At 68.9% G+C, this 21885-nt stretch carries 19 protein-coding genes; 9 read left to right on the top strand and 10 right to left on the bottom strand.

Going from position 1 to position 21885, the window contains the following annotated elements:
- The first annotated feature begins 15 nt into the window (after positions 1-15).
- Positions 16-759 (top strand): ABC transporter substrate-binding protein, encoded by a 744-nt coding sequence (locus tag ACUTR7_RS25580; RefSeq protein WP_012206352.1) that lies wholly within the window; start codon positions 16-18, stop codon positions 757-759.
- On the top strand, positions 756-1865 hold the full coding sequence (locus ACUTR7_RS25585; RefSeq protein WP_445610118.1) for a lactonase family protein: 1110 nt from the start codon (positions 756-758) through the stop codon (positions 1863-1865). The genes ACUTR7_RS25580 and ACUTR7_RS25585 overlap by 4 nt, the downstream gene beginning before the upstream one ends.
- A 27-nt stretch (positions 1866-1892) precedes the next feature.
- Here ACUTR7_RS25585 and ACUTR7_RS25590 read toward each other — a convergent pair whose 3' ends face one another.
- Complete coding sequence (locus ACUTR7_RS25590) at positions 1893-3059, bottom strand: metallophosphoesterase (RefSeq protein WP_063325958.1); 1167 nt, start codon at positions 3057-3059, stop codon at positions 1893-1895.
- A gap of 214 nt (positions 3060-3273) precedes the next feature.
- Here ACUTR7_RS25590 and hrpA point away from each other — a divergent pair, with 214 nt between their 5' ends.
- The 4 genes from hrpA to ACUTR7_RS25610 all read left to right on the top strand — a co-directional run bounded on the left by hrpA (position 3274) and on the right by ACUTR7_RS25610 (position 9746).
- Positions 3274-7353, top strand: coding sequence for an ATP-dependent RNA helicase HrpA (hrpA, locus tag ACUTR7_RS25595; RefSeq protein WP_445610119.1), 4080 nt, complete (start codon positions 3274-3276; stop codon positions 7351-7353).
- Positions 7354-7619: 266 nt separating this feature from the next.
- On the top strand, positions 7620-8276 hold the full coding sequence (locus tag ACUTR7_RS25600; RefSeq protein ID WP_445610120.1) for a cysteine hydrolase family protein: 657 nt from the start codon (positions 7620-7622) through the stop codon (positions 8274-8276).
- A 61-nt stretch (positions 8277-8337) separates the two neighbouring features.
- A complete protein-coding gene (locus tag ACUTR7_RS25605; RefSeq protein ID WP_445610121.1) occupies positions 8338-9240 on the top strand; it encodes a LysR family transcriptional regulator in 903 nt (300 codons plus the stop codon).
- A 2-nt stretch (positions 9241-9242) separates the two neighbouring features.
- The gene (locus ACUTR7_RS25610) at positions 9243-9746 is read left to right on the top strand and encodes a hypothetical protein (protein WP_065345108.1); all 504 of its coding nucleotides are present in this window, start codon (positions 9243-9245) and stop codon (positions 9744-9746) included.
- Between the two features lies 1 nt (position 9747).
- On the opposite strand, the gene ACUTR7_RS25615 is transcribed toward ACUTR7_RS25610, so the two are convergent.
- Entirely contained in the window at positions 9748-10287 is a 540-nt protein-coding gene (locus tag ACUTR7_RS25615) for a pyridoxamine 5'-phosphate oxidase family protein (RefSeq protein ID WP_197943777.1), read from the bottom strand.
- A gap of 238 nt (positions 10288-10525) precedes the next feature.
- Here ACUTR7_RS25615 and ACUTR7_RS25620 point away from each other — a divergent pair, with 238 nt between their 5' ends.
- The 3 genes from ACUTR7_RS25620 (at position 10526) to ACUTR7_RS25630 (ending at position 13506) form a co-directional block, all read left to right on the top strand.
- Positions 10526-12220, top strand: a complete 1695-nt coding sequence (locus tag ACUTR7_RS25620) for a long-chain fatty acid--CoA ligase (protein WP_063325719.1) — start codon at positions 10526-10528, stop codon at positions 12218-12220.
- A gap of 172 nt (positions 12221-12392) precedes the next feature.
- The gene (gene blaOXA, locus ACUTR7_RS25625; RefSeq protein WP_445610122.1) at positions 12393-13193 is read left to right on the top strand and encodes a class D beta-lactamase; all 801 of its coding nucleotides are present in this window, start codon (positions 12393-12395) and stop codon (positions 13191-13193) included.
- Between the two features lie 94 nt (positions 13194-13287).
- Positions 13288-13506 (top strand): hypothetical protein, encoded by a 219-nt coding sequence (locus tag ACUTR7_RS25630; protein ID WP_013801743.1) that lies wholly within the window; start codon positions 13288-13290, stop codon positions 13504-13506.
- 73 nt (positions 13507-13579) lie between these two features.
- Here ACUTR7_RS25630 and ACUTR7_RS25635 read toward each other — a convergent pair whose 3' ends face one another.
- From ACUTR7_RS25635 to ACUTR7_RS25670, 8 genes are all read right to left on the bottom strand, one after another.
- Positions 13580-15229: a PepSY-associated TM helix domain-containing protein gene (locus ACUTR7_RS25635; RefSeq protein ID WP_445610123.1), complete on the bottom strand. Its 1650-nt coding sequence runs from the start codon at positions 15227-15229 to the stop codon at positions 13580-13582.
- Positions 15226-15564: a hypothetical protein gene (locus ACUTR7_RS25640; RefSeq protein WP_192366521.1), complete on the bottom strand. Its 339-nt coding sequence runs from the start codon at positions 15562-15564 to the stop codon at positions 15226-15228. The genes ACUTR7_RS25635 and ACUTR7_RS25640 overlap by 4 nt, the downstream gene beginning before the upstream one ends.
- Positions 15545-15817: a hypothetical protein gene (locus ACUTR7_RS25645; protein WP_013801746.1), complete on the bottom strand. Its 273-nt coding sequence runs from the start codon at positions 15815-15817 to the stop codon at positions 15545-15547. Before ACUTR7_RS25645 ends, ACUTR7_RS25640 begins: the two co-directional genes overlap by 20 nt.
- Before the next feature lie 79 nt (positions 15818-15896).
- Entirely contained in the window at positions 15897-18050 is a 2154-nt protein-coding gene (locus ACUTR7_RS25650) for a TonB-dependent receptor (RefSeq protein WP_013801747.1), read from the bottom strand.
- Between the two features lie 180 nt (positions 18051-18230).
- Positions 18231-19130 carry an NAD(P)/FAD-dependent oxidoreductase gene (locus ACUTR7_RS25655; protein WP_445610124.1) on the bottom strand — a complete coding sequence of 300 codons (900 nt, stop codon included), beginning with the start codon at positions 19128-19130 and terminating at the stop codon, positions 18231-18233.
- A complete protein-coding gene (locus tag ACUTR7_RS25660) occupies positions 19117-19602 on the bottom strand; it encodes an Rrf2 family transcriptional regulator (protein WP_043822835.1) in 486 nt (161 codons plus the stop codon). Before ACUTR7_RS25660 ends, ACUTR7_RS25655 begins: the two co-directional genes overlap by 14 nt.
- Positions 19603-19668: 66 nt before the next feature.
- The gene (locus ACUTR7_RS25665) at positions 19669-20661 is read right to left on the bottom strand and encodes a tripartite tricarboxylate transporter substrate-binding protein (protein WP_445610125.1); all 993 of its coding nucleotides are present in this window, start codon (positions 20659-20661) and stop codon (positions 19669-19671) included.
- A 50-nt stretch (positions 20662-20711) separates the two neighbouring features.
- Complete coding sequence (locus tag ACUTR7_RS25670; RefSeq protein ID WP_013801751.1) at positions 20712-21860, bottom strand: porin; 1149 nt, start codon at positions 21858-21860, stop codon at positions 20712-20714.
- Positions 21861-21885 lie beyond the last annotated feature (25 nt).

The raw sequence follows: 21885 nt of genomic DNA on the forward strand, positions 1-21885 counted from the left end.
TGAAGCGAGCCATCCATGAACCTTTCCTCCCAGCTGCTGTCCACCCTCGCGCCGCTTGGCCGCATCCGCGCATCCATCAACACCGGCAATCCCATCCTTGCGCGGCTGCAGGCCGATGGCCAGCCCGCAGGCGTGTCCATCGACCTGGCCCGGCGCCTTGCGCAGCAGCTGGGGCTGGAGCTGGAACTGGTGGTCTTCGATACGGCCGCCAAGTCGGTGGATGCCGTCACGCGCGAGGAGGCCGACTTCGGCTTCTTTGCCGTGGACCCCGTGCGCGGCGCGGGCATCGGCTTCACTGCGCCCTATGTGCTGATCGAGGGCAGCTACCTGGTGCGCCAGGATTCGCCGCTGACCGACAACGCCCAGGTGGACCGGGCCGGGCACACCGTGGTGGTCGGCAAGGGCAGCGCCTATGACCTGTACCTGAGCCGCGAGCTCAAGCATGCGCAGATAGAGCGCGCCGTGTCCTCGCCCGCCGTGGTGCAGACCTTTGTGGAATCGACGGCCGACGTGGCCGCCGGCGTCAAGCAGCAATTGGAGGCCGATGCCGCCCGCCTGCCCGGCCTGCGCCTGCTGCCGGGCCGCTTCATGGTGATCCAGCAGGCCATGGGCCTGCCCAAGGGGCGGGGCGATGAGGCCCTGCGCGTGCTGGCGGCCTTTGTGGAGGAGGCCAAGGCTTGCGGCTTTGTGGCCGAGGCGCTGCAGCGCCATGGCATTCAGGGCGCGGCCGTCGCACCGCTGGCGGGCGCATCGGCATGAGCACCTGTGCGTCGCGCCCCCTGTACGCCTACGTGGGTTCGCGCACCACGCGCGAGCGCGACGCACGTGGCGAGGGCATCACCGTCTATCGCGTGGACGAAGCCACGGGCGGCCTGCAGCATCTGCAGACCGTGGACGGGCTTGCCAACCCCTCGTTCCTGGCGCTCGATGCAGCCGCCACCCGGCTCTACACCGTGCATGGCGATGGCCATGAGGTCAGCGTCTTCGCACGCGATACCGCAACGGGCCGCCTGGCGTTGCTGCAGACCCGGGACTGCGGCGGGCGCAACCCGGTGCACCTGGCCATCGCCCCGGGCGGACGGCAGCTGGTGGTCTCCGACCATCTGGGCGAGCCGGCTGCCAGCGACGGCCACCGGGGGTATGGCGGGCCAGGCGGTACGCTGGCCGTGATGTCGATCGCACCGGACGGGCGCCTGGGCTCCGTGCAGCAGCGGCTTGCGCTACCGGGCCAACCCGGGCCGCATCGCAAGGAGCAGCCGTTTGCCAAGCCGCACTTCAACCCCTTCTCGCCGGACGGGCGCTTCGTGCTGGTGCCTGACAAGGGGCAGGACCGGATCTTCATCTTCGCCTTCGAGCACGGGCGGCTGGTGCCTGCGCCCCAGCCATGGCTGGACTGCCGCGAAGGCTCGGGCCCGCGGCATATCGCCTTCCATCCTGCGCTGGCCTGCGCCTATGTGGTCAACGAACTGGACAACACCGTGCTCACCTGCCGCTTCGATGCGGCCACGGGGGCGCTGCAGGGCTTGCAGATCCTGTCCACCCTGCCGGAGCGCTTTGTGGGCAACAGCCGGGCGGCAGGCATCGAGGTCTTGCGCGACGGCCGGCAGGTGCTGGTGTCCAATCGCGGCGCTGACGGCATTGCGGTCTTCGATGTCGATCCTTTGACGGGGCTGCTGCACGCCAGTGGCGGCTTCGCCTCGGGCGGGCGCACGCCGCGCTTTTTCACGTCCTCGCCCGATGGGCGCCTGCTCTATGTGCTCAACGAGGACAGCGACAGCATCGTCTGCCATGCCCGGGATGACGCCTGGCGCCCGCTGGCCAGCACCCACTGCGCCAGCCCGGTGTGCATGGTGTTCGCGCGGTAGCCGTCCACGCTGCCCTCCGGGGCAGGATCAGGCGCCGCGCAGCACCAGCAGGTCGATGCTGGCCGGCACGCCCAGGCGCACGGCAAAGCCGGCCCACAGGCCTGCGCCGGCGCTGACGAAGAGCTTCATGGCGCCGACCTCGTACTCGCCGCGCACGAAGCCGTCATTGGCGGGCGCCACCAGCCATTGGTCCATGCCCAGGATCAGTCCGCCGTGCGTATGGCCCGACAGCTGCAGGCCCACGCCGTGGGCAGCGTTGTCACGGGCGGTCTTGGGCTGGTGGGCCAGCAGCAGGTGGTATTGCGCACCGGCCTCTTTGGCCTGGCGGGCCACGGTGTCGATGTCGGGCGGCACGCCTTCGGCCACGGAGGGGTCGGTGTTCTGGCGCGACAGGCGGCCATAGGCCGGATCGCCGATGCCCGACAGCGCCAGTCGCGCGCCCTGCACATCGATCAGCTGCATGCGGTTTTCCAGCAGGTTCAGGCCCAGGCGGCGGAATTCGGCCATCCAGGCGTCGTAGCCGCTGTAGTACTCATGGTTGCCGGGCGCCGCCCACACGCCGTAGCGTGCCTTGAGCTGCGCCAGCGGCGCGACGTTGGCGCGGCCGCTGTCCACGTCGCCGTCCACCATGTCGCCGGGCAGCACGATGAGGTCGGGCCGCGCCTCCAGCGTGCGGTCCACGATGGTCTGCACATAGCGCGCGTTGTTGATGGGGCTGGCGTGGATGTCGGCCAGCACGGCCACGCGCAGGCCTTCCAGGCCGGTGGGCAGGCCGGGCAGGCGCAGCGTGCGTTCGTGCACCTCGGGCGGGCGCAGCGCATTGGCCACGCCCCAGGCCGACAGCAGGCCCGCCAGGGCCAGGGCGCCGGCCGTGAGCAGCGGCGCGTGCAGGCGCTGCTTCCAGTCCTCGCGCCGGGCCACGGCGGCCAGCGCCCAGAGGCCGTCGCGCAGCACGATGAAGACGGCCAGCATCAGCAGCAGGGCCAGCACCCAGCCGCCCGGCACCTGCAGATAGGCCAGCGTGCGGTATTCCACCGTGCCCTCGCGCAGCAGCACCAGCAGCAGGGCGGGCGTGCAGCCCAGGGCCGCCGTGGCAACGGCCGCCATCAGGCGTGCGCGGCGCGGCATCAGGCGGACGGGCCACCACAGCCACAGGGCCAATAGCGGGATGACGAGGGCGGCAAGAGAAACCATGGGGAGCAGATCGAAGAAGGCGGGTGAGGCGGCCAGCGCCGGGCGCGGGCGGCAAGGCGAGCGCCGATTGTGCGCAATGCCATGCATGCCGCTGGCCTGACTTGGCGAAGGCCCTGGCATGCGGGGGTTTTCATGCGGGCGGCACAGGGCAGGCGTATGGAAATCTGCAGCCGCGTGGCGCCGCCGGCATGGCGCGGGGATAATCCAGCCCCTTATGCCTTTGAAGATCAGCTTCCCTGAATCCCTGCCCGTATCCGCCCGCCGTGAGGAAATCATGGAGGCCATGGACCGGCACCAGGTCATCATCGTGTGCGGCGAGACGGGCTCGGGCAAGACCACGCAGCTGCCCAAGATCGCGCTGGCGCTGGGCCGGGGCAAGGTCAACGCCACGCCCGACGACAAGGGCCAGGTGCGCGGCCACCTGATCGGCCACACGCAGCCGCGCCGCATTGCCGCCAGCTCGGTGGCCAAGCGCATTGCCGAGGAGCTGAACACGCCGCTGGGCGATGTGGTGGGCTACAAGGTGCGCTTCCAGGACCGGCTGTCCAAGGACGCCTCGGTCAAGCTGATGACGGACGGCATCCTGCTGGCCGAGACGCAGACCGATCCGCTGCTCAAGGCCTACGACACCCTCATCATCGACGAGGCCCACGAGCGCAGCCTCAACATCGACTTCCTGCTGGGCTACATCAAGCAGATCCTGCCCCGGCGCCCCGACCTCAAGGTGGTGGTGACATCGGCCACCATCGATGCCGACCGGTTCTCCAGGCATTTCGAAGGCCCCAAGGGGCCTGCGCCCGTGATCATGGTCTCGGGCCGCACCTACCCCGTGGAGATGCGCTGGCGCCCCTTCGAGGAAAAGCGCGACCACGACCTCAACGACGCCATCGCCGAAGGCGTGGACGAGCTGTGGTCCGGCGGCGTCAGCGGCGACATCCTGGTGTTCCTGCCCGGCGAGCGCGAGATCCGCGAGGCGGCCGACCACCTGCGCAAACACCTGGCACAGCAGCCCGTGCTGCGCCATGCCGAGGTGCTGCCGCTGTTCTCGCGCCTGTCGCAGGCCGAGCAGGACCGCATCTTCGACAGCCACACGGGCCGGCGCATCGTGCTGGCCACCAACGTGGCCGAGACCTCGCTGACCGTGCCCGGCATCCGCTATGTGATCGATGCGGGCACGGCACGCGTCAAGCGCTATTCCTTCCGCAGCAAGGTCGAGCAGCTGCTGGTCGAGCCCATCAGCCAGGCAGCGGCCAACCAGCGCGCGGGCCGTTGCGGCCGCGTGGCCAACGGCATCTGCATCCGCCTGTACGACGAGGCCGACTTCGGCACGCGCGCGCGCTTCACCGACCCTGAAATCCTGCGCTCCTCGCTGGCCGGCGTCATCCTGCGCATGAAGTCGCTGGGCCTGGGCGACGTGGTGAACTTCCCCTTCCTCGAATCGCCCTCGGGCCGCGCCATTGCCGACGGCTACCAATTGCTGGGCGAGCTGGGCGCCGTGGACGAGCGCGGCGAGCTGCTGCCCATGGGCCGCGAGCTGTCGCGCCTGCCGCTGGACCCGCGCGTGGGCCGCATGATCCTGGAGGCGCGCACGCGCGGCGCCGTGGCCGAGGTGCTGGTCATCGCCTCGGCCCTGTCCGTGCAGGACGTGCGCGACCGGCCGCTGGAGGCCCAGCAGCAGGCCGACCAGCAGCACGCCAAGTTCGACGACGAGAAAAGCGAATTCAGCGGCTACCTGCGCCTGTGGAAATGGCTGCAGGATGCGCGCGGCGGCAAGGTGGTGGCCAAGAGCCGCAAGGAAATGGCCACGGCCCAGGCGCCTGCCGCCAAGCCATCGGCGCGCAATGCCGCCTTCCTGCCCGTGGCCCAGCGCAGCGGCGGGCAGAGCGTGGCCGCCCCGGCGGCCGAGGCGCTGGCGGCTTTCCATCCGCAGGACACCGGTCCCGGCACGGATGACGAGCCCTCGCACAAGCTCAGCAACCGCCAGTGGGAGCAGCTGCTGCGCCAGAACTTCATCAACATCCGCCGCGTGCGGGAATGGCGCGACATCCACTCGCAGCTGCTGACCGTGGTCAACGAGCACAAGTGGAAGATCAACACCGAGGCCGCAGGCTACGACGCCGTGCACCTGTCCATGCTGTCCGGCCTGCTGGGCAACCTGGGCTACAAGGGCGATGAAAGCGACGCCTACCTGGGCGCGCGCGGCATCCGCTTCTACCCGCACCCGGGCGCCCACCTGTCCAAGAAGCCGGGGCGCTGGATCGTTGCGGCCGAGCTGGTGGAAACCTCGCGCCTGTACGGCCGGGGCATCGCCGCCATCGATCCGCAGTGGCTGGAGGAAGTCGGCGCCCACCTGCTCAAGAAGCAACTGCTCGATCCGCATTGGTCCAAGAACCAGGCCGATGTGGTGGCGCTGGAGCGCGCCACGCTCTACGGCCTGGTGGTCTACAACGGCCGCCGCATGAGCTATGGTCGCATCGATCCGCAGTCCGCGCGCGAGATCTTCATCCGCCAGGCCCTGGTGGAGGGGCAGTGGGACACGCGCTGGCACTTCCTGCCCGCCAACCTCAAGCTGGTGCGCAAGGTCGAGGAGCTGGAGCACAAGAGCCGCCGCCAGGACGTGCTGGTCGATGACGAGCTGATCTACGCCTTCTACGACCAGCAGATCCCCAAGGACGTGTTCAGCGGCGCCACCTTCGACCATTGGTTCCGCGAGGCGGCCAAGGAAAACGCCGACCTGCTGCGCCTGTCGCGCGACGAGCTGATGCGCCACGAGGCGGCCGGCATCACCACCCAGGCCTTTCCCAAGGTGGTCAAGCTCGGCGGCGTGGACTGCACGGCCAGCTACCTGCACAGCCCCGGCGACGCGCGCGACGGCATCACCGTCACCGTGCCGCTGTTCGTGCTCAACCAGGTCAGCGACGAACGCGTGGAATGGCTGGTGCCCGGCATGCTCAAGGACAAGCTCCAGGCCCTGCTCAAGAGCCTGCCGCAGCGCCCGCGCAGCCGCTTCGTGCCCCTGCCCGAAAGCGCCCAGCGCCTGGCCGAACTCTTCACCACGCCCGAACGCTGGGGCCAGGGATCGCTCATCGATGCCCTGCTCAAGCAGGTGCGCGACGAGACCTCGCTGGACGTCAAGCGCGCCGATTTCAAGCTGGACATGCTCAGCCCGCACCTGTTCATGAACTTCCGCATCACGGACGAGCATGGACGCCAGCTGGGCCAGGGCCGCAACCTGGGCGCGCTCAAGGCCGAACTCGGCGCCAAGGCGCGCGGCGCCTTCCAGGCGCTGGCCGCGTTGAAGGTGGCGTCGGTCACGGAGGCCCCTGCACCCGCTGCCAACGCTGCCACCGCGCCCGAAACCGGCAGGAAGCCTGCGCCCGCTGCCAAGGCGGAAAAGCCCGACCAGGCCACGCCTGCCAGGAATGCCAAGCCCAGCCAGCCCGCCGACAGCCGCTACAAGGAATGGAGCTTTGGCGAGCTGCCCGAGCTGATGGAGATCGGCCGGGGCGGGCAGACGCTGATCGGCTTTCCGGCGCTGATCGACCACGGCGATGCCGTCGGCATCGAGGTCTTCGACGAGCCCGAGGTTGCGGCCGCACGCCACCGCGTGGGCCTGCGCCGCCTGTTCGCGCTGCAGATCCGCGACGCGCTCAAGTACCTGGAAAAGAACATTCCAGACCTGCAGAAAATGGCCGTCGCCTACATGCCGCTGGGCACGCAGGAGGAACTGCGCGAGCAGATCATCGACGTGGCCATAGACCGCGCCTTCCTGCAGGAGCCGCTGCCCACCAACGACGCCCAGTTCAAGCAGCGCGTGCAGGACGGACGCGGCCGGCTGACGCTGATCGCCAACGAGGTGGCGCGCATGGCCTCCACCATCCTGGTCGAGTACGCGGCGGCGCAACGCAAGATCAAGGACACCAAGAACGCGCCTGACGCCACGGCCGACGCCGCCCAGCAACTGCAGCGCCTGGTGCCCAAGAACTTCATCGCGGCCGCGCCCTGGACCCAGCTGCAGCACTACGCGCGCTACCTCAAGGCCATCACCAGCCGCCTGGACAAGTACCGCGCCGACCCTGCACGCGACGCCAGCCGCCTGACCGAGCTGCGCCCGCTGGAGCAGCGCTACTGGCGCCTGGTGGCCGAGCGCAAGGGCCACATCGATGCGCGCATGCAGGAGTACCGTTGGATGCTGGAGGAGCTGCGCGTGAGCTTCTTCGCCCAGGAGCTGCGCACGCCTTACCCAGTCAGCATCAAGCGGCTGGACAAGGTCTGGCAGCAGCTGCAGAACTAGCGCCGTGCCCGCCTGCGGCCCTTTCTTGAGCGGGAGGGCCGCAGGCCATGTTTCAATGCGGCATCGCCAGCTTCACCGGCACGCGGCCGGTTGGAGCGATGCAAGGCCCAAGGCCGTATGCGCCATCACTGAGATGGGGCATTTTTCAAAGCATGGGTGATCTGTGCAGAAACTGCACAGATGCTGGCCGCTCCATGGCGTTGCGGCGGGCCCTGTGCGTTTCTAGACTGCAGGCATCAACCACTTCCCGTTTTCAGGAGCACTGCATGTCCCTCGCAGAACAGGCCAGCCAGGCCACCCAGTCCACCAGCCATCCCACCCTCCGCGCCCTGTCAGGCGCGCCGGGGCGCAGCCAGTTGCCACGGGGTGCCACGGCGCTGCTGGTCATCGACTTCCAGAACGAGTACTTCAGCGGCCGCCTGCCCATCCCGCGCGGCCCGCAGGTCCTGGAGCAGGCCCGGCGCCTGCTGCAATGGGCCGATGCCGGGCAGGTTGCCGTGTTCCACATCCAGCACATTGCCCCTGAAGGTGCGCCCGTGTTCGCCGTCAATGGCAGCACCGTCCAGTTCCACCCCGGCCTGCAGCCGCGCGCGGGCGACACCGTGGTGCAAAAGCGCAGCGTCAGCGCCTTCGTCGGCACCGACCTGGCCGACCAGCTGCGCGCGCGTGGCATCACCACCGTGGTCATCTGCGGCCTCATGACCCACGCCTGCGTGGCCGGCGCCGCACGCGATGCCGCGCCGCTGGGCTTCGAGGTCGTCGTGGCCAGCGATGCCGTGGCCACACGTGCCATCACGCGCAGCAACGGCGAATCCGTGGACGCCGACAGCCTGCACCGTGCCGCGCTGGCCGAGATCGAGGATGTGTTTGGCGATGTGCTGTCCACGGACGGCATCCTGGAGCTGGAGCTGGCGCTGCGCTGAGCGGGCTGGGCGGCATCAGCGGTCCATGCTCCACAATTCCCGCCAAAGGAGTGCATGAGCAATGGACAGATGGCAAGCCATGCGGGTGTTCTGCGGCGTGGTGGACGCGCAGGGTTTCACGGCGGCCCAGGATCGGCTGGGCATGACGCATTCCACGGCGTCGCGCCATGTCAAATGGCTTGAGTCGGAGCTGGGCACGCAGCTGCTGCAGCGCAATTCGCGCGGGCTGAGCCTGACCGATGCGGGGCGCAGCTACTACCTCAGTTGTGTGCAGTTGCTGGAGCAGCTCGATGCGGCCGAGGCCGCACTGGTGCAGCGCCGTGCGCGCGTGGCGGGCGTGCTGCGCATCACGCTGCCGCTGGCCGTGGGCGCCATCGAGCTGGGCGACTGGCTGCCCGAGTTCGAGCAGCAATTCCCGGATCTGGAGCTGCAGCTGCTGTGCACCGACCGGCTGGTGGACCTGGTGGTCGAGGGCGTGGATGCGGCCGTGCGCATCAGCCGCCAATTGCCGGACAGCGGGCTGCAGGCGCGGCTGCTCACGCATTCGCCGCTGGTGCTGGTGGCGTCGCCCGCCTACCTGATGCGCCAGGGCGTGGTGCAGGCGCCCGGGCAATTGGCCGAGCACCGCGCCCTGGCCTTTGCGGCGGGCCCGGCCCCATTGCGCTGGAGCGTGGTGTCCGGGCAGGGCGCCGTCACCGATGTGCAGCCGCACACGGCGCTGCGCACCGATTCGGTGGCCACCATCTTCGAGGCCGCACGCGCAGGCCGGGGCATTGCTGCGCTGACCTGGCATACCGTGCGCTCGGCCGTGGAGCGCGGCCAGCTGGTGCGGGTGCTGCCCTGTTTTCATCTGGGGCAGTACAGCTACCACGCGCTGTATCCGCGCACGCGGCATCTGCGGCCGGCCGTGCGCGCGTTTGTGGATTTCATGGCGCGGCGCTATCGCCAGGGGCCGGGCGGCTGAGCATGGTCTTCTGGAGCCGGCCACTGGATGCGCAGGAGCAGGCCTTTGTGCGCACGCATTTCGGCGCCTCGCTCGATGCGCTGCTGCCGCGCCTGCGCCTGTACCAGCGGCGGCTGGGCGATACGCGCAGGGCGCTGTCCATGAATGGCGGGCGCATCTTCATGCCGCGCGCCTTCTTCACGCAGTCCGATCCGCGCCAGCCGCTGCGCCTGTCGCATCCGCAGATCGCAGGCATCTTTGCCCATGAGCTGCTGCACCAGTGGCAGCGCCTGCAGGGCATGCCCGTCACGCGGCAGGCCGCCTGGCTGCAGTTCAAGGCGCTGTGCACGCGCAGCGATCCGTATGCCTATGAGCGCTGCGATGATCCCCGGCGCATGCTGCAGCGCTTTGTCCATGCCCAGGTGGAGCAGCAGGGCCAGATGTGGGAAGACCATGTGCGCGCCTGCGTGGCGGGGCAGGGCGATGCGGCGGGCGCCCTGATCGCGGCCCACGTGCGGGGCGCGTGAGTCAGCTGGGCTGGATGCTCAGTGCTTCGATCAGGTCATGGGCCGACACATCGCGCGCCGCGCCAAAACCCGCCACGTGCCGGGCGATGGATGGCGTGATGCAGACAAAGCGGAAGTCGCCCAGATCGGTCATGAACGCGGCTTCGGGAAAGCGCAGCACATAGCTGTCGCGCGCGCCATCGGCCAGCACGCTGCCGGGCGGCGGCGTGCTGGCCACGCCTTCAATGGCCACGCGTTCCAGTGCATGCACGCCCTCGCCGTCCACTTCGGCCGCGCACACCAGCAGGCTGACCGCCGGGTGCAGCTCCATGGCCCGCGTGTGCGCTGCCAGTGCGCTGACGTGCAGCACAAAGCAGCCAAACTGCGCATTCCAGGCCCAGGGCACCATGGACAGCCGGGGAGCGGGCAGTGCATCGCCAGCCCCGGGGGCAGGGGAGTCGGCGGGCTGGGTGGCCAGGGCCGCGCTGCGGTGGCGGGCCAGCAGATCGCGCAGCGACAGCTGCAGGCGGGACAGGTGGGGCATGGCGGGCGTGGAGGGCATGGCGCCATCGTACCTGTGGCGTGCTTGTGGCGTGTCCGTGGCGTGCCCGTGGCCGGCTTGCGAAAGCACAAGGCGAGTTGCGGTGGCATAGGCATGCCATGGGCGCTCAAGCGTCACTTTGGCGACGATCTCCTGGGGCCTTCCCCAATGCCGGGAAGCGGGTGTGGGCCTAGCCTCGCTGGCAAGGCGGATTGCCGCCGTCCCTTCCACTCACCGACACTTCAAAGCCCATCCACCCATGCCCTCCCAGCCCGCGCACCACGCTTTCTGGCCCAGCCGCCTGCCCCATTCCATCACCGTGCCCGCCACCAGCGTCTGGGACAACCTGGCCGTCAATGCGCGACGCTACCCGGACAAGGCAGCCATCCGCTACTTCGGCAGCTCCATCAGCTACCGCGAGCTGTGCGAGGGCACGGAGCGCATGGCGGCCTACCTGCACAGCCTGGGCGTGCAGCGCGGCGACCGCGTGATCCTGCTGATGCAGAACACGCCTCAGCTCATCCTGGCGCACTACGCCATCTTCCGCGCCAATGCGGTGGTGGTGCCGGTCAATCCCATGAACATGGCCGAGGAGCTCAGGCACTACATCACCGACGCCGACGCCAAGGTCGCCATCACCACGGCCGACCTGGCCCCCGAACTGGCCAAGGCCAGCAATGCGCTGGCTCCTGGCCAGCGGCTGGAGCACCTGGTCGTCACCCAGTTCACGGACGCCTTCGATGCCGGGGTGCAGGGCGACGACGCCCCGCCCGTGCAGTGGCACGACTGGCTGCTCACCCGGCGTGAGCCGGCCGTGCTCGATGGCGGCAGCGTCCACACCTGGCAGCAGGCCCTGGCCTGTACCGACGCCGCGCCGCCCCATGTGGTGGGCCGCGACGACATGGCCGTGCTGCCCTACACCAGCGGCACCACGGGCCACCCCAAGGGCTGCATGCACCCGCACCGCTCCATCAACCACAACGCCGTGGCGGGCAGCTACTGGGGCAGCGGCACCAGCGAGACCGTGGTCCTGGCCGTCGTGCCCATGTTCCACATCACGGGCATGGTCTCGGTGCTGCACACGGCCATCTTCGTGGGCGCCACCCTGGTCGTCATGCCGCGCTGGGACCGCGAGCTGGCGGGGCGGCTGATCTCTCGCTACCAGGTCACCAGCTGGACCAATATTCCCACCATGGTCATCGACCTGCTGGGCAGCCCCAACTTTGCGCAGTTCGACCTCACCAGCCTCAAGTACATAGGCGGCGGCGGTGCGGCCATGCCACAGGCCGTGGCCCAGCGCCTGCTGGAGCAATACGGCCTGCGCTTCAGCGAGGGCTACGGCCTGACCGAGACGGCCGCGCCCACGCACAGCAACCCGTTCGAGCATCCCAAGCAGCAATGCCTGGGCATTCCCTTCATGAGCACCGAGGCGCGTGTCATCGACCCCGAAACCGGCGCCGATGTCCCACAGGGCGAGCAGGGCGAAATCGTCGTCCACGGCCCCGAGGTCTTCGACGGCTACTGGAAGCGGCCCGACGCCACGGCCCAGGTCTTCATGGAGATCGACGGCAAGCGGTTCTTTCGCACCGGCGACCTGGGCCACGTGGACGAGGACGGCTACTACTTCATCACCGACCGCCTCAAGCGCATGATCAACGCCAGCGGCTTCAAGGTCTGGCCGGCCGAGGTCGAATCGCTGATGTTCCGCCACCCCGCCATACAGGAAGCCTGTGTGATCTCCACGCGAGACGCCTACCGCGGCGAGTCGGTGAAGGCCGTCGTCGTGCTGCGTGCCGGCAAGGAAGACACCACGGCCGAGGACATCATCCAGTGGTGCCGTGAGAACATGGCGGTCTACAAGGCGCCCAAGATCGTGCAGTTCGTCAAGGCCCTGCCCAAGAGCGGCAGCGGCAAGGTGATGTGGCGGCAGCTGCAGGAGGCGGAGGCCGGCTGACCGGCCCTCAGGGCCTCAAAGCCTGAAGCCCTTGCCCTCGGCGCATTCCTGACGCGGCCGCCGAGGACGCTGTGGGGATGTTTGCTGCATGGGCGTTGCGAAGGCTGCGCGCGCATCTATGATCGCGCGCCAGACACTAACACTGCATCAGACAGCACACAGTACACAGCACATGCTTGGATTTCCTGGGTCCGCTGCCACGGTCGTGGCAGCATTTTTTTGCCTTCCCGCTTGCGCGCACGAACTGTGCACCATCGTCGCCGACGCCGACACGGGCCAGTCCCTGGTGCACAGCGGCCCGGCCTGTGCCGAGCGCGTCACGCCGGCCTCCACCTTCAAGATCGCCATCAGCCTGATGGGCTATGACGCCGGCATCCTGCAGGACGAATCCCGGCCCGCGTGGCCGTACCAACCGGAGTATCCGGACTGGGGTGGCGATGCCTGGCGGCGCGAGATCACGCCCCAGGCGTGGATGAAGGACTCGGTGTTCTGGTACTCGCAGCAGGTGGCGCGGGAGCTGGGCCAGCAGCGGTTTGGCGCCTACGTGAGGGCCTTCCAGTACGGCAACGAGGATGTCTCCGCCGTTGCCGTGGCCCATCCCGGCCACAACGGCGCGTGGGTGGTGTCCTCGCTGCGCATCTCGGCGGCCGAGCAGGTGGCCTTCATGCGCAAGATCGTGCGCCGGGAACTGTCTGTGAGCAGTCAGGCCATCGACATGACTGCGCGCATCACCCGGCACCCCGTGCCTGTGGACGGCTGGACCGTGCATGGCAAGACCGGCACCGGGTCGCCCGGCAGCGACAACCGCTACGATGCCAGCCGGGCCTACGGCTGGTATGTGGGCTGGGCCACCAAGGACCAGCGCAGGCTGGTGTTCGCCACGCTGATCCAGGATGAGCAGGCGCAAAAGCCCAATGCCGGCCTGCGCGCACGCGATGCCCTGCTGCAGCGATTGCCTGCCGTGGACCGCTGACAATGCACGGGCGTTTTACTTGCCGCACCTCTCCCACACATCTCCCGCAGCTCTCCCACATATCTCCCGCACAAGAGCGACAGACCGACACCCGATGAAGACCATTGACGAAATGCTGAACCTGGACCTGCTCACCCCCGAGCAGCACGTTGAGATCAGCGACTGGATTGCCCGCGCGAACTCCCCCGAGGAAATACTGCAGATGCCCGCCCCCCTTTGGCAGGCCGTGGAGCGGGCCAGCGAGGCCATGGGCGTCAATGCCGATCTTCTGCGGCCGCCCTCGCTGGATGCGGGCGGCGCCATTTTCGGATAGACCCTGCAGCGGGGATGGGCCGGCCCACCAGGCAACCGGCCCACCTGCGCACTCCCATGGCGTGCCGGCCAGGTCAGCTGGCCGGTGCCGGTGAGTCCTTGGTGTCCTGATGCGCCGGCCTGTCGCGCGGCGCGGACCACACACTGTCCCGCGGGCCGCTGCGCGTGCGCCGTGCCGTGGCACGCGCCATCCAGGCCAGGGCCAGCACGCCGGCCACGGCCGTCAGGTCCAGGCCGATCAGCGAGGTGTCCACCCACGCGCCGGTGCCTGGCGCCAGCCAGCCCAGCAGCGATGACAGCGCGATCGCGGCCGTGCAGGCAGCGGCCAGCCACAGCAAGGCCGGGGCCGCGCGTGCCGCGCCGCGCACGAAGGCCCAGGCCATGCTGGTGAAGAACACGGCGTAGTAGATGCCCATGTGCCATGCGGCCAGGTCATCGACGCGGCCCGGCAGCCACTTGGCGGCGGCAATGGTGGCGGAAATGCCGGCCACGCAGCCCAGGCAGACGCCGACGGTGGCCGAGGCCATGAGGGCTGTGTCGCGCCGCTGCACGGGCAAGTCTGCGCCCTTGCGCTGGGCCTTGCGCCGCGTCTCCACCCACAGCAGATTGCCGCCGTAGAACAGCCACGCGCCCGCCAGGCCCAGCAGGAAGTACAGCCACCAGACCGCGAGTCCGCCGAAGGAGGCCATGTGCAGCGCGAAGAAGCTGCTGATGAACAGGTTGGGCGTGCTCTGTCCGCCTGACAGGTAGTCGGCCGAGATCAGCTTGCCGCTGTAGGGATCGAGCATGGCAAAGCCGCCCACGGCGCGCGGCGATACGGCCTGAGGATTCCTGCCCCAGACGCGCACGGTGGGCTTGGGGCCGGTGACCTGGGCGTACTGCAGTCTTTCGGGCTCGAAGCCGGGCGCGGCGGCCTTGACGATCTCCACCAGCTGCGAGGGTTTGAGCATGTCGGCCGGATTGCGTGCCGGCGCGTCCGGGGCCTTGCCCGAGGGGCGCGCAAAGGTCTGGGCCCATTTGCCTTCGTGGATCAGCCTGTCCTGCACGTCGAAGATCTGGTCGTGGTAGGCGAAGACCACGGCGCTCAGGGCCATGACGATGTGAAAGGGCAGGCTGACGATGCCCACCACGTTGTGCGCGTCCAGCCACATGCGCTTGAGGTTCCTGCCCACGCGCAGGGCGAAGAAGTCCTTGACCAGCGAGGGCAGCAGGATCACCACGCCCGACACCAGGGCCAGGAAGTACAGGGCCGAGATCGCGCCCATGATCCAGCGGTTGGGGTCCGAGTCCACGGGCAGGCCGACCACGCGGTGCAGCACGTCGATGAACTCCACCAGGCGGGACGGACGCTGCTCATCGACTTGTACGCTGCCGTCGGCCGACAGCTGGGCCGTGTAGTGGCGTACGGCGCTTTCGTCATGGTCGTCGGCCTTGGGATCGCGCACCTGCCATTGCAGGCGCGGTATGGCGTTGTCGCCCTGCAGCTGCACGATGGCGCCGCGCGCGGCCGCCGGCGTGCTGGCCAGGGTCCGGGCGATCAGCGGCTGCACCTCGTCCATGGGCACGGCCTGCACCACGGCGGCCGGCGGCGTGGACCATCGCCGGATGGGTTCCTTGAACACCGTCAGCGCACCCGCGTAGAAGGCGATGAACAAGGCCATGCCGCTGAGTATGCCCGTCCAGGTGTGTACGGATTTGTAGATGCGGATGTGGTCGGCTCTCATGACAGGCCTCCTGCGCTGCTGTGCATTGCCGCGCGCACCAGCCACCAGGCGGCCAGGGCCAGCGCGTTGGCCCCGCCCAGCCAGGCCCAGGCGCGCAGGCCGCTGGAAAAGAAATACACCAGGGACTGCACCAGCAGCCAGACCGGCGGCACCAGCCACATGACCAGCTGCCCGCTCACCGCCAGCGGCATGCCGTGCAGCAGGGCGGCCAGCAGGCCACTGGCGCTGATCGCCAGGCCCGGGCCCAGCAGCAGGCCGGCCAGGGTCTTGGAGATCCAGTCCGGCCGGATGGGGGCCGGCTTGCGCGGGCGGACCTCAGGGTGTGCGTCGGCCATGGAACAGCGCTCCGATATAGGGCAGCAGGGCGAAGGCCAGCATCAGCAGGGTGAGCCAGGTGAACGTGGCGGCCAGCGTCCGCATGTCCTGGGCGAATGCCAGCCAGCCCGCTGCGAGCAGGCCGCCACCGGCCAGGAGGGCAGGCCGGCGCGGCCAAGCGGCCGCCCATAGCCGCTGGTTGGGCGAGGCGGCGTAGATGCACAGGCAGGCCAGCGAGGTGGCAAGCAGGCCGGCGACGGTGAAGAACGGCATGGAAATTCGATCGTGGGAAGCAAAAGACCCGGCGGGACACATGCGCCCCGCCGGGTGGCCTGCGCAGTGCGTCAGGCGGTCAGAACGACACGGTGGCCGACAGCCTGAAGGTGCGCGGTGCGCCGGGCATGACGAAGCCGTCGGTGAACATGCCGATCCAGTAGTTCTTGTCCGTCACGTTCTCCACGCTGGCATTGAAGCGCACGGGCGTGGCGCCGAACCTGGTCTCGTACTTGGCCATCAGGTCGAAGCGGTTCCAGGCCGGGGCGCGCAGCTTGTTGCCGGAGTCCACCCACTGCGAGCCGGTGTACAGCACGCGGCCGCCGACCGACAGGCCCTGCACGGGCGTTTCCCAGTCGATGCCGATGCGCGCGCGCAGCTTGGGCACGCCGTAGTTCTCACGGCCGGAGTTGATCTGGCGCGACTTGATGTACTCCACCCCGCCCAGCAGCGACAGCGTCTGCGTGAGCTTGCCGAAGGCGCTCCACTCCAGGCCCTTGAGGCGCTGCTCGCCATCGAGCACCTGGGCATTGCCGCTGTTGGTGATGATGGACGGCTTTTCGATGCGGAAGGCGCTCAGCGTGTGCGTGGTCTGGCCCGCCTGCAGCTTCACGCCCACCTCGCCCTGCTTGGTCTGCATGGGCGCCAGGGTCTCGCCGGTATTGGCAAAGCCCGCGCCCACGGTGCGGCCGGGCTCCAGGCCTTCGGTGTAGTTGGCGTACAGCGAGACGTTGTCGCCCCAGGGCCGCACGACCAGGCCGGCCATGGGCGAGACGCGGCTCTTGCTGTAGTTGGACGACACGCCGTTGACCAGCGGCGTCTTCACCGTCTGGTGGCGTGCGCCCAGCGTCAGCAGCACCTTGTCGTTGGCGAAGCTCATCACGTCGGCCAGGGCCAGCGAGCGGAATTCGTTCTCTGTGGTGTAGCCCTTCCACTGCGGCGCGCCCGGGAAGGTGGGCGTCGTCGGCTCGTACATGTTGGTGGTGTAGCAGTAGTTGCAGGCCGTGTTGTAGGTGCCTTCCTTGTGCTTGAGGATGTTGAACGACAGTTGCAGCCGGTGCTGCACGCTGCCCGTGCTCAGCTTGCCGATGACGCCGGCCTCGGCCGTGCGGCGCTCGGACTCGGTGTGCACGTTGTAGATGGCGCCGCGCGTGGTGCCGTCCAGGCCCGTGACGATGGCGCGGGTGCCGAACAGCAGACCCTTGCCCTGCGCCTCGGAGGCGCCGAAGGCGAAATAGCCCTGCCAGTTCTGCGTGAAGTCCACCTCGGCACGCGCCAGCAGGCCGCTGTTGTCGTACTGGCCGTGGGTGCCGCGGAACATGTTCACGTCGCCGCTGGGCGGTGCCAGCAGCCGGCCCACGCCGGGGATGGCCGCGCTGCCCAGGAAGCTGAACATGCCCGGGCTGCCGCCGTCGATCTTGGTGATGCTGTTGTACAGGTCCAGCGAGAAGCGGGCCCTGTCGCCCAGGTAGTCCAGGCCCAGGGCGCCCACGCGGCGCTTCTGGCTCTCATCCTTGGCGCCCATGTCGCCCGAGCCGTAGACGCCGTTGAAGCGCAGGCCCAGCCGCTGCTCGGGGCCGAAGCGCCTGCCCACGTCGGCATGCATCTGCAGGTAGGAGTCCGAGACGTAGGTGGCCGTCAGGTCGGCCATGGGCTGGGCCAGCGCGCGCTTGGTGACCATGTTGACGGAGCCGGCCACGCTGGCCAGCGGCGGCATGCCGGACAGCAGCACGTTGGGGCCGCGCATCACCTCCACTCGCTCGAACATCTCGATGGGCACCGAATTGGCCGGCGCCACGCCGTACAGGCCGTTGGTGGCGATGTCCATGGCGGTCACATCCAGGCCGCGCAGGTTGAAGTTCTGCAGCAGGTGTCCCTTGTTGGTGGTGAAGACCACGGCCGCATCGTTTTCCAGCACATCCTGCAGCGACAGGGCGGACCAGTCCTCGGCCAGCTCGCGGGTGTAGGCGTTGACATGCACCGGCGCGTCCACGATGGAGGTGGCGCCCAGAATGCCCAGGCGTGCACCCTTGGCGGCCTTGCGCCCCGGTGCCAGCGTGGGCAGGTCCTCGCGCTCGTACTTGTCGCGCACGTCGATCTGCGACAGCGTCGGCGTCGTTGCGGTCGGCGCCTGCGCTGCATCCTGTGCGATCGCCGTGGACCCGGCGCCGGCGGCCAGCATGGCCAGAACAATGGAGTTGAACCGCAGCGCGCGGCCGTTGGTGGTGTGCATGGACTGGACTCTTGATGTTGTAGATGTCAATGAGAATCAGTCTTAATTATATTTGCGGATTTAGTTAGCATGGGAAGTTGTTGTATCCACGCATCGTCCGGCGGGCAGTTGATCTGCGTCCATGCACGGGCCCAAGGCCCGCCGCCATCACCACCCCATCACCACCCCATCACCACCCCATCACCACCCCATCATCGACCGGTGCGCGCCAATGCCCGCCATGGCGCCATCGCTCACCGCCATGGCCACGTTGCCGGCCGCGCGGGCCGCGTCGCCACAGGCGAACACGTTGGGGACGCTGGTGGCCTGGCCTTCCGCGACCTTGATGAAGGTGCCCATGGGGCCTTCTTCCAGGGCGCAGCCCAACTGCTCGGCCACGGGGCTGGCGATGCGGGTGCGCGGCTGGGTGAACAGACCGTCCATCACCAGGCGGCGGCCGTCCTGCAGCACCACGTCGGCCCGGCCTTCCAGGCGGGCGATGGGCGTGGCCTCCACCTGGGTGCCCCGGCGCGCAAGGGTGGAAAGTTCTTCGGCGCCGGGCGTGTAGGCGCCGTTGAGCAGCAGTGTGGTCTGGCCCCAGTCGGGCAGCATGACGGCGTGGTGGTGGGCCAGGGCCGAGCTGGCGATGATGCCGATGCGCCCTGCATTCATCTCGTAGCCGTGGCAGTACGGGCAGTGAAAGATGCTGCGGCCCCAGCGCTCGGCCAGTCCCGGCACGGGCGGCAGGCTGTCATGCACGCCCAGCGCCAGGACGAGGCGGGCGGCGCTGATGGCCGTGCCCGCTGCACGGAACTCCAGCCGGCCATCGGTCGCCACGCGGGCGTCCTCGGCCGTGCCGTCCAGCCACTGCACGGTGGGATAGGCCATCAGCTGCTGCCGGGCCTGGGCGGCGATCTGGGCGGGGGCCACGCCATCCTGGGTGAGAAAGCCGTGCGATGTCTCGCCGGCCTGGTCCACGAAGCGGTTGCGCCGCAGCCCGGCATCGACCACCAGCACCTGGCGGCGCGCACGCGCCAGTTGCAGCGCGGCGGACAGGCCGGCATAGCTGCCGCCGATGACGGCGAAATCAACGTGTTTCATGCGAGTGCTCCTGCAGTTGGTGCCAACCCTGGCCGCCTGCTGCGCGATGGCGGGCCAGGCGGGCGTGGAAGTCTTGGGACAGGGCAGCCAGCGTCACCGTGCCCAGGCGTGCAAGCAGGGCGGCCTCGGCCTGCTGCACCGCGTTGCTCAAGGCTTCGTTCACGGCCTGGGCGACCAGGCATTCGGGCCGGTCCTCCCTGAAGCCCAGCGCCACCAGGCCGGGCGCGCCCAGGGCCTCATGCACGTCGCGCAGCGTGGTGCGGTCCAGATCGCAAGAAAGCACCCAGCCCCCGCCATGGCCCTTGGCGGAGGTGACAAGGCCTGCATCGCGCAGGCCCGACATCAACCGGCGCAGCACGACCGGGTTGGTCTGCAGCGCGGCGGCGAGCATGTCGGAGGTGGCAGGTCCATCGCCCTCGGCCATGTGCAGCAGCACATGGAGGACGTCCGAGAATTGGCTGTTCTGTTTCATGCAACATTATTTGTTGCATGAGTGTGGCCTTGTCCCGTGAAGGGGAATGGGCCTGCCGCCGACTGATCAGGACTCGCCCGTGAACCCGATCTGCTTGACCAGCGAACTCCAGCGCTCGAACTCGGCCTGCTGGTCGGCGGCCATCTCCTGCTGTGTGCTGCCGCGCGCCAGCAGGCCCAGGGCAGCCAGCCCGTCGATCACGGCCTTGTCCTTGAGCGCGGCCGTGATGGCCGCGTTGGCGTTGGCAATGGTGGTGGCCGGGGTCCTGGCGGGAGCGTAGAAGCCGAACCATTCCTCCACCGTGACATCGGGAAAGCCCAGTTCGGTGAAGGTGGGCACGTCGGGCAGGAAGGGCGAGCGCTGCCTGCCCGAGGTGGCCAGCACGCGCAGGCGGCCCGCCTTCAGGTACTGCAGGTAGTCGCCGCTGGGGTTCATGGTGGCCGCGACCTGGCCGCCCACCAGGTCGGTGATGCTGGGCACGGTGCCGCGATAGGGCGCGTGCTTGAGTTCCACCCCCGAGCGCAGGCTCAGCAGCGCGCCCAGCAGGTGCGGCATGGAGCCCGCGCCCGGCGAGCCGAAGTTGGCCCGGTCGGGGTGTGCCTTGGCCCAGGCCAGGAAGTCCTTGAGGGTCTTGACCTCGGCCGGCACGGCAGGCCCCACGGCCAGGCCGTGGTAGATGACGGCGCCGATGGAGACGGGGATCGCATCCTCGGGCTTGTAGGTCAGCTTGGGGTAGATGTGCGGGTAGACCGAGAAGGCCGACACGGGCGCCAGCGCCAGCACCGAGCCGTTGGGCGGGGCGTTCTTCAGGGCCTCCACCGCGATGCGGCCACCGGCGCCGGGCTTGTTCTCCACAAAGCCCGGGCCTTTGCTGTAGGGCGTGCCGCCCAGCCGCTCGGCCACGCGGCGGGCCACGCTGTCGCCTGAGCTGCCTGCCGGAAAGCCGTACATGATCTTGACCTGGTCCAGTGCCTGGGCCAGGGCCTGCAGCGGTGACAGCGAGCCCAGGGCGGCGGCGCTGCCCAGGGCCTGGACGAAATGACGGCGATGCATCTGCATGGATGTCTCCTGGTGAAATCGAAAAAAGAGGAAAGCTGGAAAAAACAGGCTCAGAACATGTGGCGGATGCCAACGTTGATGCCGGTCTGCGAGCGGCCCGGCGCAGTGTTGCTGCCCGGCGCGCCGCCGCTGACCGAGACGGTGGCCAGGCGGTCGTTGCGGATGTGGCCGAGCTGGGTGTAGACCGCCGTGCGCTTGGACAGGTTGTAGATGGCGCGTGCCACCAGCAGGTCGGAGTCGTAGCCCGACACGCCGCGGTAGCGCAGCGTCAGCCACTGGGTTTCGAGCACCAGCGCCTCGGTGACCGGGTACGAGGCGCCCACGTACCAGAGGTTGCTGCGCGGCTTGACGGCGTCGCCATCGTTGTCGCGGCGCAGCAGGCCGCCGCCGACCTTCACGCCGGCCAGCTTGAAGTAGCCGCCCAGGTGCAGGCGCTCGTCATGCTTGGCGCTGGAGGTCATGCCGCCGAACACCGGGTCGGTGGACGAGGCCGGCGTGCGGCCGTTTTGCTGCTCGTAGCCCAGCGCCAGGCCCCAGACGGGCGTGTCGTACTTGGCGTACAGCGACCACTGGCGGCAGGCCTGCGTGTCCGATCCGCTCTCGCCCGGGCAGTTGGTGCCGGCCGGGCTGGGGCCTGCGTTGACGGCATCGCGCCCGAAGCTGTAGCCCGCGCCCAGCGCCAGGCCGCCGAAGTTGCCGCGCCAGGCCAGCATGTTGTCGGCGCGCGAGTTGGGGATGTAGGCATCGAGCGAGCCCATGGCGAAGACGGCCGGGCCGATGATGTCCGAATCGAGCAGTGACCAGAACAGCATGGAGTTCTGGCGGCCCATGGTCAGGCTGCCCCAGTTGCCACCCAGTCCCACCCAGCTTTGGCGCCCAAAGCCGCGCCCGCCCTGGTTGAAGGTGCCCTGGTCGGGCGCAAAGCCCGACTCCAGCGTGTAGATGGCCTTGAGGCCGCCGCCCAGGTCCTCGCTGCCGCGCAGGCCCCAGCGCGAGGGCACCAGGCTGGTGGTCGATGGCATGCGGCTGAGACCGCCGCCCGCCGCCACGTTGTTCAGGTGCTCCACGCCCACATCGACGATGCCGTAGAGCGTGACGCTGGAGGTGCCTTGCGCGAAGGCGCCGAAACTGGTGCTGGAGCCGGCCAGGGCCAGCACGGCGGCGGCCGCCAGGGTCAGCGGGGAAGGGGTTTTTTGCATGGTGATGTCTCCTCTGGTTTGAAAA

The organism is Delftia sp. NA_296.1 (assembly GCF_052692095.1).